Below are 17,180 nucleotides of genomic sequence, written 5' to 3'. Positions count from 1 at the left end.
AGATCGACGACACGAGCCGCTCGCGTGTCCCCGCCAGGAAGGCGGACAACTGCGTCCAGCTGCGCTCCGGCCCGACGTGCAAGGTCAGCGTCATCTCCTCGTTCAGCCATTTGAAGCGGAAGGCTTCGCCGCGCCGGTCGGCGTCGTTGTACGAGATCGACGCAGCGGCGGCCTCGGTCGCGATCGCTCCCGGCGTCCGGCCGAGCTGGTCCTGGACGGAGGCCGGTTCGACGACGACCTCGAATCCCTGGAAGCTTCGCGGCGCCGCGGCCTCGATCGCCCGCAGGCGCGCCGGATGGGCCGAAACGACCAGGCCCGTCGACGTCAGACGTCCATCGGCCACGATGGCGCCTGCACGCACCGCATGGACGCCGGGCACGCCGCCGAGTTCGTGCGCCAGGGCCAGGGCCGCCTGATCGGCGTCGGACGGTGGGACGGCGGCGGGCGCGCCGGCCGTCCCGATCGCGCCGCGGACCTCGAGGAAGTCGACCGGGCCGACTGAGACGTCGATCTGCAGGGGAATGCTCAGCGACAGCTTGCGCACGCCGGAGCCGGCGAGGGAGCTCCCACCTGCTGGCGGCGTCGGCGTTGGCGCTTCCGAGGTGGCCCTCGGAGGGGGCGAGGTCGGCGACGGGGGCGTGGGCCCGGCAGGCCGGGTCACGCGCCAGGGGGCCAGATTCAGGTAGCGCCGGATCTCCGATGCCGGCACGGCGTAGTTCTCGACCCGGTACAGGCCCGCAAAGTGCAGCGCGACCGCGTGGCCACTTCCCATGGCCATCACCACCGCCCCGGAGTTGCCGCCCAGCGTCGAGCAATCATGGGTGGCCCAGCCGCGGCTCTTCGGGCCCATCAGGCCTGGCGCGATGCGCTTGATGTCGTAGGTGCCGCCGAAGACGCGGTCCATCCAGGACTGGTCCGGGATGATGTAGTCCGGCGCGCGTGCGGGATAACCGATCACCACGACGGAATCGCCGTCCTGGGCGTCCTGGTCCGCCAGGATCAGGTGTCTGCCCCCGGTCCGTCCGGCGGCATCCCCCACTTCGAGGAAGGCGATGTCCGCCTTCCTCTCATCCGGTTCGATCCACAGCACGCGCTTGATCGCCGCGACCGCGGTGTCGGCGACGGCATGCTCGTGCCGATAGTCGATCGTGGCGACAAGCCTGTCGCCGAAGCGCCCGGGCTTGAAGACGAAACCCTCACCGCCGGCCTTGACCATCAGTTCCGCCACGTGACGGTTGGTCACCACGATCCCGGGAGCCACCTGCCACCCGGTGCCGAGGAAAGGCAGGTTGCCCGCATAGTTGGCGACGTCAATGCGGCCGATGTGGGGCAGCCAGGGTTCGATGGTCGGGGCGGCCGCCTGCAGTTCCTCGAGGATGCTGCGGGCCTCGACATCCGCTTGCGTGCCGCTGAACTGGATGGTGTCGTGCTGGACCATCAGCGCCGGGCGGCCTTCCCGGACGAGGGTCTCGAGCACGAGGTCGTCGAAGACCTCGTCGCCGCCCGCTCGCTCAAGGGCGATCCCGTCTTCGACAGCCCGGGACGGGGTGGCGTGGTGGCGTTCCCGGACCAGGCGCCTGCCCTTGGCCATCAGCTCCGCATGCAGCCTGGGATCGCGCTGCGACAGCCTGTTCAGCCAACGCGTGTGACGGTTGATGCGCTGTTCTGCTTCGTCGTCGGCCATGGCGTCTCCGGTGCGGGCTGAGCGTCCCGACTGTCCCACCAAGGCCGGCGGCATTCATCGTCAACCTTGTGGAGAGGAGTCGACGGAACGGTGGCGTGATCCGGACGAGCCATGGGCGGCGCCGTCGATGACGGTCGCGTGACGCTTCGCTCGGCCGCGCGTGCGTTGGCCGCCGGCAGGTGGCGCATACCGACCGCCTGATCCACGAACCGCACCGCTCTGCAGATTTCTCTCTCACCGCGCTAAACCGTTCCCGCTGCGCGCGGATGCATTGCCATCGAGGCATTGTCCGGAAGAGGAAACCGGACCTTGCCATCCAGGACAGCAACAAGAGAGCAAGCAAAATGGTTGCAGTGGTCAGCGGAAACGGGCTGGGTCTGAGCGAGACGTCCTACACGGGCACGGTCGGTCAGGTGGGGTTGTGGGGTCAGGTCTTGCTAGGCGCGCGCGGCACGCGGGTGGTCGTGAATGCGGCCACCGGCAACCTGGTCGTGCAGGACCGGGACGCGGCGCTCGCGGCGGCGGGCACGGACCTGCTGGGCCTGCGCACCTACAACAGCCGCGGCAGCTTCAACGACGACAACGGCGACAACTGGATCAACGGCTTCGTCCGCCAGTCGCTGCGCGTCACCGCCGGCACCTGGGGCGCGGCCGGCAGCACCGTGGTCCTCGCCGACGGTGACGGCGCCGAGCGGCAGTACGGCTGGGACGCGGCCACCGGCCGCTACGTCAGTACCACCGGCGCCGGCCCCGACACCTACCTCTACGCCAACAGCGACGGCACCACCGCCAGCTTCTCCAACGGGCCGCAGTCCGCGACCTTCGACGTCGCCAGCGGCCGGCTGCTGCGCTACACGTCCTCGACGCTGCTCAACGCGGTCTTCGCCTACGACGCCAACGGCCTGCTGCAGAGCATGTCCGCCGATGCCGCCGGCTCCGGCGGCCGCATCGTCTACGAGTACAACGGCACCCAGCTCCAGCGCATCGGCGTCGTCGACGAGAACGGTCAACGCGTCTCCAGCACGCAGTACGAGTACGACGCCAAGGGCCGACTGTCGCGCGTGACCGTGGACCTGACGCCGCAGGACGGCCAGATCGGCGACGGCCAGGTCTACACCACCGACTACACCTACGTCAGCGCGGGCGACGCCACCGACGGCCTGCTGCGCAGCATCGCCAACAGCGACGGCACCGGACTGACCTTCGACTGGACGCTCGTGGACGGTCAGCCGCGGCCCTTGCGCAGCTACGGCCCGGACGGCCGCATCACCAGCTATGCCTTCGACAGCGGCTCGCGCACGCTGCGCGTCACCGAGCCCGGCGGCTTCACCACCGACTTCCAGGCCGACGCCGACGGCCGCCTGCTGCAGAGCCATCCGTCCAACGGCGCGAACCAGGGCGTGACGGGCGATGCGACGCGACTGTTCTTCGAGTACTCGTCCGCCGGCAACCAGACCCGCCTGGTCGACTACGACGGCCGCGTCACCAGCTATGCCTACGACGCCGACAACAACCTGGTCGAGGTGCGCGACGCGGCGGGCAACACGGTGCGCAGCACCTACGTCAACCGCCTGGTGACGACGTCGACGACCTACGGCATGCGCGATCCCGACGGCGCGGGGGCGCTCGAGCCGGGCGAGCCGATGACGACGCGCTTCGTCTACAACGCCGACGGCCAGCTGCGGTTCCAGCTCAGCCCCGAAGGCGTGGTGACGGAGTACCGCTACACCGGTCGGCTGCCCACCAGCGCCATCACCTATCTGGCCGGCCGCTACGCGGTCCAGGGCCTGGCGGTGACGCAGGCGCCGACCGAGGCGCAGATGCAGACCTGGGCCGCGGCCGCCGACAAGACGAAGGTAGGCCGCGTCGACACCGTCTACGACGCGCACGGCGAGAAGCAGCGCGAGACGGCCTACGCCAACATCGCGGCCAATGGCGAGGGCCTCCTCGACGGCGCGGCCCGCGTCATCCAGTACGTCCACGACGCGGCCGGCCGGCTGCTCATGACGATAGACGGCGCGGGCGCGGCGGTCTCCTTCACCTACGACGGCCTGGGCCGGCCGCTCACGCGGCAGCAGGGGGACATCAAGACCAGCTACGTCTATCACGAGACGTCGGGCGGCCTGACGTCGACGCTGACCGAGCAGAACGGCCTGGTCACCGTCAGCACCTACGACCGCGGCGGCCACCTGCTGAGCGTGGCGCGCAGCCAGAACGGCAACGCGCTGGGCACGACCACGAACAGCTATGACGCGCGGGGGCTGCTCTACAAGACGCAGGACGCCACCGGCGTGTTGCACTGGTTCGTCTACGACGAGCGTGGCCGCCAGGTCGGCGAGGTGGACGGCAACGGCACCGTGACCGAGATCCGCTACGACGCGGCGTCGCGCCCGATCCAGACGATCCGCTACGCGACGCCGCTGGCGGCTCTGGCGGGCTCGCCGCGGAACCTGGCTTGGGCCGATACCGAGCCGGGACCGACGATCGCGGCGGTCCGGCCATCGGCCTCGGCGAAGGACGCCAGCCATTGGACGGTCTACGACGCGGCCGGGCGCGTGACGCAGGAGGTCGACGCCGGCGGCTACGTCACCGAGTACCGCTACGACGGCGCGGGCCGGCGCACGGCCACGGCGCGCTACGCCAACGCGATCGACCTGGCGGCCTTTGCGGCCGATCCGGTCGCGGCTAAAGCCATGCCGGCGGCCGATGCCGCCAACGATCGCGTGGAGCGCGCCTTCTACGACCAGGACGGCCGGCTGCTCGCTCAGCTCGATGCCGAGGGTTATCTCACCGAGATCCGTTACGACGCCGGCGGCCGGGTGATCTCGCGCCTGCGTTATGCCGACGCGCGCCCGGATGGCCAACGCGCCGCAGGTACGTTGACGCAGCTGCGCCCGACGACCGCGTCGGCCCAGGATCAGATCACGCGCTTCATCAACGACGGCGTGGGCCGGGTCCTCGGCGAGATCGACGCCGAGGGCTACGTCACCGAGCAGATCTACGACGAGCGCGGCAACATCGCGCAGCGCACCCGCTACACGACCGCGCTGACTGCCGCGCAGCTCACCGCCTTCGACGCGGGCACCGGTGCCTGGCGGCCGACCGGCCAGGCCACGGACCGCACCGAGCGCTGGCACTACGACGCGCTGGGTCAGCTCGACCAGCAGACGGACGCCAACGGCACGGTGACGCGTTACGTCTACGACGAGGCGGGCCGGGTGGTCTCGACCACGCGCGCGGTCGGCACGGCCGAGGTCCGCACGCAGAAGGTCCGTTACGACGCGCTGGGACGCGTGGTCGGCGAGCTCAGCGCGCGCGGTGCCGCGCTGCTGGCCGATGGCCAGACGCAGGCGCAGATTGACGTGATCTGGGCGCAGCACAGCACGCGCTATACCTACGACGCCGCCGGACGTCGGACCAGCCAGCTCGTCTCGGACGGCACGACCACGCAGCGGACCCTGTTCTTCTACGACGAGGACGGGCAGCTCACGCACACGATCAACGCACTGGGCGAGGTCGAGGAACGCCAGTACGACGGCCTGGGTCAACTGGTCCGCACCATCGCCTATGGCGGCCGCCTGGGCGCCACGACGCTCAATGCCTTGTCCGGCGGGCTGGTGGACGCCGCGATCCACTCGGCGGTGCAGGAACTGCTGAATCAGCGCACGGGCGCGGGGCAGGCCTATGCGGCGGCGCAGACCGTCTTCGACTACGACATCCGCGGTCTGGTGAAGACCGCGACCGACGCCCTGGGCCAGGTCACGGCCACCGGCTACAACGCGTTCGAGCAGGCGGCGACGGTCGATGCGCCGGCGCGCGCCGACGGCACCATCGTGCGGCAGAAGCTGGAGTACGACCGCCGTGGCGCGCTGGCGGCCCGCACCGATGACGTCGGCGGCGCCAACGCGGTGTCGCGGATCAAGGTCGACGCCTTCGGCCGGATCTACCAGCAGCTCGATGCGCGCGGCGTGGCGACCAGCAGCGTCACCTACGACCGCATCGGCCGTGTGGTGCAGACGCTGGACGCAGGCATCAAGCGCGTGACCGCGTACGACGCGTTCAGCCGCATCGTCACGATCACCGACGGCAACAACAAGCTGACGCGCTACGTCTACAACGACACGACGCGCACGGTGACGGTGACGACGCCCGAAGGCGTCTCGACCGCCAGCACGCGCAACCGCCATGGCGAGGTCACCTCCGCCACCGACGGCGTGGGCACGGTCACCAGCTACGGCTACGACGAGAACGGCGCGCTGCGCACGACCACCACGCCGCTCAACAGTAGCGGCACCGAGTACGACAGCCTGGGCCGCGTGTCGAAGACGACCGACGCCGCCGGGACGGTGACGGTCTACGGCTACGACGCGCAGGATCGCGTCACCAGCCGCACCGTCGATCCGGGAACGGGGCGCCTGAATCTCACGACGACCTACGCGTATGCGGATACGGCGTCGGGCAGCACGGTGCTGACCGTCGATGCGGACGGGCTGAAGACGCTCCAGGCCTTCGACGTCGAGGGGCGGCTGGTGTCGCGCACGGTGGACCCGGACGGCTTGAATCTGGTGACGAGCTACGAGCTCGATGCGGAGGGCCGGACGCTGTCGGTGACCGATCCGAACGGCATCGTCACGCGTTACGAGTACGACCGGCTGGGCCGGCGCACGGCGGAGGTCACCAGTCCGGGCAAGCTCGACCTGCGCCGCAGCTATGAGTACGACATCGCCGGGCGGATGACGGCGAGCACCGACTGGGCGGGCAGCAAGACGCTGTTCATCTACAACGACCTGGGCCAGGTGGTCTACCAGATCGACCCGGCAGGGGCGGTGCGCGCCACCGACTACGACGCCGAGGGCCGCGAGCGCCGCGTGACCAGCTTCGCGACGGCGCTGAGCGCCGCCGTGCGCGCGACGCTCGGCGCGCAGCCGACAGTGGCGCAAGTGGCGGCGCAGGTGCGCACGGCCACCGCCGATCAGGTCTCCGGCCGCGTCTATGACGGCGACGGCAGGCTGTCCATGACCATCGATGCGACAGGTCTCGTCGTGGAATTCCGCTACGACGGCGCGGGCCGAGTGAAGCAGCAGGTCGTCCATGCGACCACCGCGAATCCGTCGACCTGGCTCAGCACCGCCGCTCCGACCCCTCCCGCGGTGAGCAGCGGCGACATCGTCACGTCAACGTTCTACGACGCGCTGGGCCGCCCGACCTGGGTGGTCGACGCCGAAGGCGGCGTGAGCTTGATGGCCTATGACGCCGCCGGCAACCTGGTGCAGAAGACCGAGTACGCGCGCGCCGTGGACCGGACCCGCGTGGAGACCTTGCGCAACGCGGGCGCCGCCTGGACGCTGGCGCAGCTCGGCACGATGGTGAACGCCCCGCAGTGGGACCGGATCACCAACTATCGCTATGACGCCACCGGCCGCCTGCGGTTCGTCTACGACGCGATGGGGTACGTCACGGAGACGGTCTACCAGGGGCTCAAGACGAGCACCATCCGCTACGCGACGGCCGTGGCCGTGGGGGCTGCACCGATCTCGAAGGCGGCCGACCACCTGAGTTCCGTCGAACTCGACGGGGCAGGGCGCGAGTGGAAGCGCACCGACGCCATGGGCGTGGAGACGCGCAACACGTATGACGCAGGTGGACGTCTGATCGCACAGACGCAGGCCTTCGGGCTGCCGGAGGCGATGGTCACGGGCTACGTCTACGACGAGGCCGGCCACGTCGTCGAGAAGACGATCGCCCAGAACACCGCGGCGGCCGCGACGACGCGTTACGGCTACGACGCGCTCGGACGGATGACCAGCGAGGTGGAGTCGCGCGGCGTGGCGCTCGCGACGGTGGACAGCGCATGGACACGCTCGGAAAGGCTGCGCCTGGGCTACAAGGAGTTCGTCTCGCAGCTGTCCGGGGCGGATAAGCAGGCGCTGCTCAACCGCTACACCACGACGCACACGTACGACGTGATGGGGCGCCGGACTTCGACGACTAACGCGCTGGGTCAGACCACGACCACCGTCTATGACGCGTTCGGCAACGCGGTGAAGTTGACCGATCCGCTGGGCAACGCGGGCTTCTTCTACTTCGACAAGCTCAACCGGGTCACGCTGCAGGTGGATCCGGAAGGGAATGCGACCCGCACCGCCTACGTGGCCCAGCAAGGCGATCTGGTGTACACCGTGACGCGCTACTTCTATAAGGTCAGCGGCGCGACGATCGGGCAGGAGCCGACGATCAACACGGGACAGATCGACCAGAACGGACGGGCCCAATTCACCTACGACCGAACCGGCAAGCTGTTGCGACAGACCGACGGCGCCAGCGAGTCCGACACGACGGCCTACGGCTACAACCTCAACCGGTTCGACATGTCGGTCACCAACAAGGCGGGCGGTGTCGTCTATTACACGACCGACCGCCTCGGCAACATATTGACCGAGACGCTGCCCGTCACCGTGCAAGGCAAGGCCGTCGTCAACAGCTACACCTACGACGCCTTCGGCAACCGAATCAGTTCGATCGAAGGCGTGCCTCCGTCCGGCGTGACGGGATGGATCAGCCGGACCACGATCTTCCAATACGACAAGATGGGCCGCTTGACCCATCGCATCGGGCAGAAGTACGCGGCCTTCGACGGCGCGACGCAAACCGTCGCCGACGTCATTCCTGTCGAGTGGACGCGCTACGACGCGCTGGGCCGCATCGTGGAGCAGGTCTCGCGTGGCAACTACATCGCTGGCCGGGTCACGGGCGGCGTGCATGCCTTCCGCGCGTACGACGGCGCGGGCAACCAGGTCGAGAAGGTCGAAGCCGATGGCGCGTACACCGTCTATGACCTCGACGCCGCCGGTCACGTCGTGCGCGAACGCGCGATGGGCGCGCCCGCCGTGGTGTCCGGATCGAGTTGGACCGCCCCGGCCGCGAACGCCCAGTTGGATCGCAACACGGTCAAGGTCTACGACGCGCTCGGGCGATTGACCGAGACCTGGCGGGAGAACGTCCGCTACTGGGAAGCGGATCCGAATTCCAATCAGATCGTGGCCCCGCTGTCCCCGGCGACGACGGTGCTGCTGCAATCGCTGGTCTATGACGCGGCCGGCAACGTGGTGCAGGAGACCGATGGCCGCGGCAACTCGGTCTACACCTACTTCGACAGGATCGGTCGCAAGGTGTTGCGCATCGACCAGTCCGGCTACGCAGTGGCCTGGGAGTACGACCGCTATCTCGACATCGCCTCCAAGGAGGTCAAGTATGCGAAGGCGCTGGGCAAGGACCAGTACCGGCGTCAGGACGACGCGACGCAGCCGGCTGCGTTGCGTACGCCTGCGACGCTGCGCGCGGGCTTGAGCCTGGTCGACGCGCGCACGACGCAGTACACGCTCAACAACCTGGGCCTGGTGACGGTCAAGCGCGTGCTGGGCGTGACGGTCACCTACCTGAACGCCTCCGGCGCTCCGCTGACCAAGACCATGGACAGCAGCACAAGCTACACGTACGACGCGATGGGGAACCTCACGTACCAGTACGACGTGATCGGGCTGGACACGAGCGGTCGCGAGATCACGGCAATGACGGCAACGTTCCACGACGTGATGGGTCGGGAAACCCGCCGCAACGATCCCAGCTTCACTGACGATCAGGGGCGCGACGTCAGACCGTCCGTCGAGACGGAGTACAACGCGCTGGGGTTGGTGTCGCGCGTCACTCAGGGCGCCATCGGACTGGTCTACACCTTCAATCGCGTCACCCAGTACGACTACAACGCCAACGGCGACCGCACCGCGATGGCCGATGCGAACGGCCACTACACGCTGACCGAGCTCGACGCGATGGGCCAGGTCTCCCGCAGCACGGAGAAGGATGTCGCGCGCGATGCGACGACCAAGGTCGACGTGGTCAAGCGCTTTGCCTACGACGCGATGGGCCGCGTGATCGCCGAGTACGACGGCGACGCCTCGCACGCCCAGACCGGCGAGATCCGCCGCACCCGCTACAACGTCTTCGGCGACGTCGTCGCCAAGGGCATCGGCGACGGCTGGCAGGAGTTCGCCGAGTACAACGTGATGGGCAAGGTCGAGCGCAACAACAGCGAGGGCGGCACCATCACCGTCTTCCTGTACGACCGCAACGGCAACACCACCCGCAAGATCGTCAGCGCCGACGCCAACGTCGACCTGCGCACGCTGACGCTGTCCGAGGCGGCCGGCAACCTCACGCAGCTCAACCACATCTTCAGCGTGCACGACGCGCGCAACCAGCTGATCAAGACGGTGGAGTTCCGCGCCGAGTTCCAGCTCACTTCGGCCGGCCGCGAGGCTGCGCTGTCGCAGCAGCTCGCGCCGCTCTACGGCGCGATCAAGCTCGAGCAGATCGGCGGCAACTCCTACGGCACCGCCACCGGCGGCGCCAGCGCCTTCCCCACGGGATCCATCTCCTCCGACGGCGCGAGCCAGACGCGTTTCACGCTCGACGACAGCGTCACCAACTCGACCGACGTGTACGGCACGCCGACCGCCGTCGGCGGGACGAATGTCCCCTTGGGCGACGTCGCGCTGGCCCTGGGCGCGGACTGGAACGGCTCGTACTCGCTGGGCAACGTCTTCCCTCGCAAGCCGATGACGGCGCCCATCTCGATCCAGATGCCGAATGAGATGCCGGATTACGAGTACGTGATCTCGCGGGATGACGGCCAATGGACGAAGCGCGTCCGCGCGGGTGACTTCGTCCTGCTCGAACCCGCCTGGGTGGGCGGAGAAACATCGGACAGTTTCACCGTCTCCGCGGAGATCGACGGGCAGACCGTCCAGCTCGCGGTGGTGGATCTGAACACCAGTTTCCAACCGGACTTCGGCGGTCTCTACCTGCTCGATCAGAGCTGGACCACCACCGGCCTGACCCAGCCGCTGGTGCGCGGCATCGGCGCCATGGGTACGCCCCGGGTGTACCTGGAGAACGCCGACGGCACGGAGACCGAGCTCAACCTCGCCGTCTTCGGCAATCCGGCCAACGGCCTGCAGGCCATCACCAACCTGCCGCAGGGCGACAGCACGATCATCATCCGCCGCTTCGACGCGGCGGGGGCGCTGATCTCGGCAGTGCGCCAAGGCATCAGCATCGACAACGGCCGGAGCGCGATCTCGATCGCGCCGCCGAACGGCAAACCCGCGACCATCGACTCGCGGCCTGTCATCGGCTCGACGCGCCCGGACAACGGCAGCGCGCGCCTGAGCTTCCAGGGTGCGACCTACCAGGAGGCGGAGTTCTGGGTCCGCCTGGTCGGCGGCGGCGACTTCGTCCCGTTCAGCGTCTCGGGCGGCGTGATCGACCTGGGCGCGATCGGGTTCAACCAGACGGGCGCGAGCTACGAGTTCATCGTACGCAACGGCGCCTCGCTGATGCGCGGCGTTTACACCGCCACGTCCGGCGCGCCGCAGGTGCCGGCGGGCGAGCTGCAGGGCCTCACGCAGCTGTCGCACAGCTACCAATGGGATCTGGGCGCGGAGCTCTTCGGTGTGCCGACCCTGCCGGTGGAGTCCTATCGGACCGAGCTCAAGGTCAAGCTGCCGGACGGCACCTGGACCGTGGTCAAGACCGGCGCGCCGGGTGCGCGCATCAGCGCCACGGCGGAAGAGATCGCGGCCGCCTTCGCAGGGCGTGACGCGATCTACGCCGCGACCGATCCCTTCAGGCTGCGAACCGTCGAGTACCAGATCGTCGTCACCGGCAAGCTGGGGGAGGGCTTCACCGCCCCGCTGGCCGCGTACTCGGGAACGCTGAGCTACGGCCGCAGCGTGGGCATGAGCGCCGCCGTCAGCGAGCAGCGCTACTCGGGCGTGGTGACGCTGCCCAATTACGCCGGCCTGAGCGGCGACGTGGTGCTGAGCGGCGACTACAACGCCACGATCGCCGCCGGCGATGCACGGCGCTGGGACCGCGGCGGCATGAACCTGCTGCTGGCCGACTGGGCCGCGACACGCCAGCCTGGCACCACCACGCTGACCTACAGCGACGGCAGGCTCTCGTTTACTGCGACGCTGACGCTGGACGCGACGGGCGCGATCACGACGCGCATCACCGAGAAGACGATCTCCGACGGCGAGCTGTCGGTCGATCTGCCCACCAACGCGCGGCTGCAGGCCTCGTCGCTGGTGATCAAGGTGCACGGCACCGGCGAGGTGGTCAGCCGCCGCCTGATCGTGGACGAACTGGGCCGCTTCAGCATCGAGGTGCTGCAGTCGGACGCGGGCAAGACCTTCGACCTCGAGTTCACCGCCACGGATGCGAGCGGCACGCAGACGCTGCTCAAGGCCAGGAACTTCTACGCCGTCGACACCGACGGCGCGGCACGGCTGCAGGTGCTGGAAGAGCTCTTCCGCGATGCCTACCTGAGCTTCCCGACGGGATCGAAGGACAACGTGCTACGCGTGCGGCTGAAGGCGCGCGAGCCTGCGGGTGCGGCCTGGTCGACATGGCAAGAGATCCCTGGCGACGATGTGCGGCAGCTGTCGCTGCTGGGCTATCGGCCCGGCGAGGGATCGGTGGAGTACGACTACGAGTACGAGATCACCGATCCCGCACAGGCGGTGCCGCTGCTCAACAAGGGCCACGGCAGCTTCGCGCTGACCCAGGGCGGCAAGCTGACCTTGGGCGCGGTGGTGCAGGACCGGATGCCGGTGGGCGCCATCACCTTCGCCGGACCGTCGGTGGCGACGGCCACGAAGATGCGGCTCAGCATCGACGGTCAGGTCGTGGTGCTGGATGGCGTGTGGAACGGCACCCAGATGACCTACACCTGGGCCAAGCCCTTCGGCGGCCGGGTGATCAATACCGCGACGCCGTTCGCCTTCACGATGGAGATCCTGGACGACCAGGGCAACTCGGTGCGGGACCAGGTCGGCGAGGTGGTGCAGCCGATCACCGGCGAGGCGACCTTCGGCCTGGAGAGTTCGGGCAAGGGCTTCGAGTTCAAGCAGTATGTGCGGCAGGTCAACGTGACGGCGCAGCTGCGGCGCTTCCAGAACTACAACGCCTTCGGCGAGGTGGCCGAGGAATACGACGACGGCACGCTGGACCGCGCGCGGGCGATGGCGCGGCAGTACCGCGACCAGGGGCTGGGCGACTTCAGCATCGACACCGCCGCGGTGCGGACCACCTACACCTACAACACGCTGGGCCTGCTGGTCACCAAGACCGACCCCGAGACCTTCGAGACGCTGGAGAACGGTTTCATCCGCCGGATCAAGCCGACGAGCTCGTTCGGCTACGACCTGCTGGGGCGCAACGTCCTGCAGACGGACGCCAACGGACGGTCGACGCGCGTGACCTATGCCGGTTCGAGCACGCTGGTGCAGAAGCGCTACAACGCCGACGGCAGCATGCGCGAGACGCAGTACGACGGGTTCTACGACGCGCGCAAGCAGATCGACGAACTGCGCAACGTCGTGACGATGGACTACGACAAGATGGGCCACCTGCTGACCGTGAGCCGGTTGGCGGTCCAGCGCGTCGGCAAACCCGGCGTGTCGCAGACGCTGGTGGAGTCCTACGTCTATGACGCGCTGGGGCAGCGGCTGTCCCACACGAATGCGCTGGGGTTCACCGACCTGACGCGTTACGACTCGCTGGGGCGCGTGGTGCAGACCACCTCGGCCGCCGGCGGGCTGACGAAGTACGACTACGTCCTGGTCGCGCACGGCGCGGCGAGTCAGCCCATCCTCGGCGCAGGCAGCGTGGACATGGGCGGCTACCGCCGCACGACCACCGGTGCGGACCAGCGCACGCTGGTCGATGACATCGACTACTTCGGACGCACGACCTGGCACCAGGACATGAGCGGTCGCGGCTTCACCTACACCTACAACCGGGCGGGGCAGCTGCAATCGCAGCGGGGGCCGGGCGAGGCGGGCCAGAACATCGAGTACACCTACACGCTGAGCGGCCTGCTCAGCCGCATGGTGGACCTGACGGAGCATTCGTTCACCGAGTACGCCTACGACGACACGGGCAACCGGGTGCGCGAGATCTACGGTGCGCTGCTGCCGGACAACCGGACCATCGCGGGCGGACTGCGGGCGACCTTCGTGCAGTACGACGAGCTCAACCGCATCGCGCGCGCCTGGGACGAGACCAAGCAGTACGACCTGCGCTACGAGTACGACGCGGTGGGCAACCGCCGCGCGGCGATGTCGACCTACTGGGACCCGACCAGCGGCAAACTCAGCGAGCAGAAGACCTACTGGTACAAGTACGACGCGATGAACCGCTTCGTCACGACGATGGGTTCGTTGACGATGCGCGGGACCTCGGCCACGGATGACCGGGGCAAGATCCTGATCGGCGAGTTCGGCTCGGAGCTCCAGTACGACGCACTGGGACAGCGCGTGCAGGTCACCTCCAAAGGCGCCACGACCAGTCAGACCAATGTCGAGCGCTACACCTACTCGACCGACGGCTACCTCGAGGACGCGTACCTCAACGGCGCGCTCGCGGCGCGGCGGACGGTGGACGCGGCCGGCCGCACGACGACGTACCAGGCCTGGGATGCCGGCAAGCTGATCCAGACCAAGACGACGACCTTCGACCGCGACAACCGGGTGTTGACCGAGGTCGTCGCGGATCAGCCGACCAGCAACGGCACGACGACCTACGAGTACCTGGACAACGGCTTCGGCGCGCTGGGGACGATGACCTTCACGTCCGGAGGCACGACGCTGAAGACCACCTACGACTACCACTACTGGGACGTCGCGACGAACAAGCGCACGGAGAGCTCGCAGTCCGGTCTGGGGACGGGTTACCTGGCCTACAGCTACGACGCCAACGGCTATCTGCGGCAGGTGTTCGACGGCAATCCGGAGACGCAGCTGACCTACCGCACCAATGCGCAGGGGATGATCCTGTCGAAGACGACGGGCTCGAAGGACCTGCCGGCGGACAAGATCACCGTGCACGACTACTTCTACGCCAACGGCCGCCGCATCGGCGACGTGGGCAACGACGGCAAGTCGGACCGCATCTCCTATGCGGAGCAGTTGGCCAACATGGCGTTGACGGCGGAGCAGCTCGCCCAGCGCAACAAGAATCCGGCGCCGGTGACGAGCGTCGACTTCGACCAGAGCTATGAGCCGATCAACGGCAACTACCCGGTGTCGGCGGCCTCGAGCTACACGGTGCGCGGCGGCGACACGCTGAGTTCCATCGCTCAGAGCGTGTGGGGCGACGCGGCGATGTGGTACCTGATCGCGGACGCCAACGGCCTGAAGAGCGACGAGCCGCTGGTCGAAGGCCGCGTGCTGGTGATGCCCAACAAGGTCACCAACATCCACAACAACGCGAGCACCTTCCGGCCATACAACGCGGGCGAGGCGATCGGGCACATCGACCCGACATTGCCGTCGCCGCCTCCGCCGCCGAAGAAGGGCGGCTGCGGCGGGATCGGAATGATCCTCATGGTGGTCGTCGCCGTCGTGGTGACGATCTATACCGCGGGAGCCCTGTCGAGTGCGGCTGTCGGTTTCATGGAGACGATGGCGGCGGGCGCATCGGTGATGGCGGGGGAATTGGGATTGGCCGGCATCGCTTACGCGGCTGCGGGGGCCGCTGTCGGGTCAATCGCCAGCCAGGCCGTCGGCATGGCCACAGGCAATGTCGACAAGTTCAGCTGGAACGCGGTGGGACAGTCGGCGCTGTCGGCGGGCATCACCGCGGGTGTCGGGTCGGTGCTCAGCAATGCCGTGAGCGCCGGAGGCGTGCTGAACGGCACGCCGGTGGGCGACTTCCTGAATTCGAGCAAGATGGCGAGCGCGATGGTTCGCGCAGGCGTCGGATCCGCGGTCAGCCAGGTCGTGCAGGGCAAGTGGAGTTGGCGCGAGGTGGGCGCGTCGACGGTGGCCGGTGGTGCTGGTTATCTTGCCGGCGAGGCCGTCGGATCGGTGATGTCAGGCTTCGACCCGACGGTGACCAAGGTCGCCGTGGGCGCTGCAGCAGGCGTGGCTGGCTCGTGGGCCAGCAGCCAGGTGATGGGCTACAACTCGGCGCAGACGCGGGCCCGGTTGGGACAGGCGTTCCTCTCGGGCCTCGGAAACGGCATTGCGGGGAGCATCGCTGCGGCGGAAATCCAGGGCGAAGGATCATGGTCATCCAGCGACTATCGCAATGGCTCGGATGTCGAAAGCGATCGCTATAACCAGGCAAGCGCTGGCGGCTATCGCAATGGCATGGATATTGACAGCGACGCATTCGATCCAGCGATGGCCTACGGCTACCGCAACGGCATGGATATCGAAAGTGACGCATTCAATCCAGCAAGCGCGTACGGCTACGTCAATGGCGCAGACATTCAGAACGAGTACAAGGTGGCTGCATCGAGACCCGGGAAGGCGAAAGCAATCTCGGCGGCGTCCTCCGAGAGTGCGAGGGATCAGCAGTGGATCCAGCAAGACGATGCGATCCTGGCAAGGCGCGCCGGCCGCGCTTCGAACCTGGACCCCGCTTACAGGGCGCGCCTCGTCGATATCCTGCGCACCAATGAACAGACCGCTGTCGATGACCTTTCGACTCGGCGCTATGTTCTGGGGCTGGATGCGCAGTTGATGAAGGTGGATGCACGTCGCGCTTCTCTGTACGGCAACGACTCTGGCTTGCGACAGGCACTCAATGAGCAGTTCAATCTCATCAGCGACTCCCGCGACCGGCTCGTGAATTCCACGCCTTTCGAACGGGCCAAGAACCTGGCGATCGATCGTGTCATCGCAGGGAGCGGTTCGGCCTCATTGAGTCGAGACGAGGCGTGGAGCTTGTCCGAAAGTTGGTTACAGGGCGCGTTGAGGTCCGATAACCCGCTGCATCAATCGGTGCACGTCGCTCTGCTCGACAACAGGGTGGTGCGGGGCCTGCGCGGTGTCGATCTCATGGGGTACGACAATATCTCGGGCCCTGCTGGCGCTGTGGATGAATTGAGCTCGGTGGCTCGGCAGTTGGCCAAATCGGAAGTGTCGTTCTATGGCCGCACCGGATTCGGCGCGCCAAGCTTGACGGGCACTCAACTTGACTCCGCTGTCATTGCGAAAATTCAGAGCAACGACGTGTCCATGACGAAGGCGCTGCAGAAGGGTGAATACGCCAGTGCCTACGGATATCTGACTGAAAATGCCGTCGCGGCTGAATTCGGCGAGGACGTCGTGGCGATGGGGAAATTGGTGAACTTCCCCACCGCTAAGGGCCGAGTGAGAACTGACATCGACGTTGAGACAAAGGCTCAAGTGGTCCAAGTCAAGTCGGGTGCGGATCTGATGAGCCCCAATCAACGGGATGCCACTTACTTGTACGCCAAGAGTGTCGGGAAGGAGCCGGTCCTCATGTATAACGCCAATCTGGTCGCGTCGGATAGCAAGGTTTTGGTCGATCTACGAGCACGGTACCCCGATTTTATCATCGTACCGCGTAACGATTGGGCGGTGGACGCCAAGGCTTATTTCAAGGCATTGGGGAGGTAATT

General features: G+C 67.6%; 2 protein-coding genes. One reads left to right on the top strand and one right to left on the bottom strand.

What is annotated here, in order from left to right; all coding sequences use genetic code 11:
• Window positions 1–1,684: serine protease (locus tag VF536_RS24875; RefSeq protein ID WP_331617633.1), on the bottom strand; the 1,684-nt coding region annotated here is incomplete at its 3' end.
• A gap of 344 nt (window positions 1,685–2,028) precedes the next feature.
• On the opposite strand from VF536_RS24875, the gene VF536_RS24870 reads away from it, so the two are divergent.
• Window positions 2,029–17,178 carry a LysM peptidoglycan-binding domain-containing protein gene (locus VF536_RS24870; protein WP_331617631.1) on the top strand — a complete coding sequence of 5,050 codons (15,150 nt, stop codon included), beginning with the start codon at window positions 2,029–2,031 and terminating at the stop codon, window positions 17,176–17,178.
• The last annotated feature ends 2 nt before the right edge of the window (window positions 17,179–17,180 follow it).

Origin of the sequence: Roseateles sp. (assembly GCF_036486225.1) — a bacterium.
In the GTDB taxonomy this organism is placed as follows: domain Bacteria; phylum Pseudomonadota; class Gammaproteobacteria; order Burkholderiales; family Burkholderiaceae_C; genus Roseateles.
The sequence above is the reverse complement of the archived record's forward strand: the minus strand, read 5'-3'. Positions and strand labels throughout refer to the sequence as shown.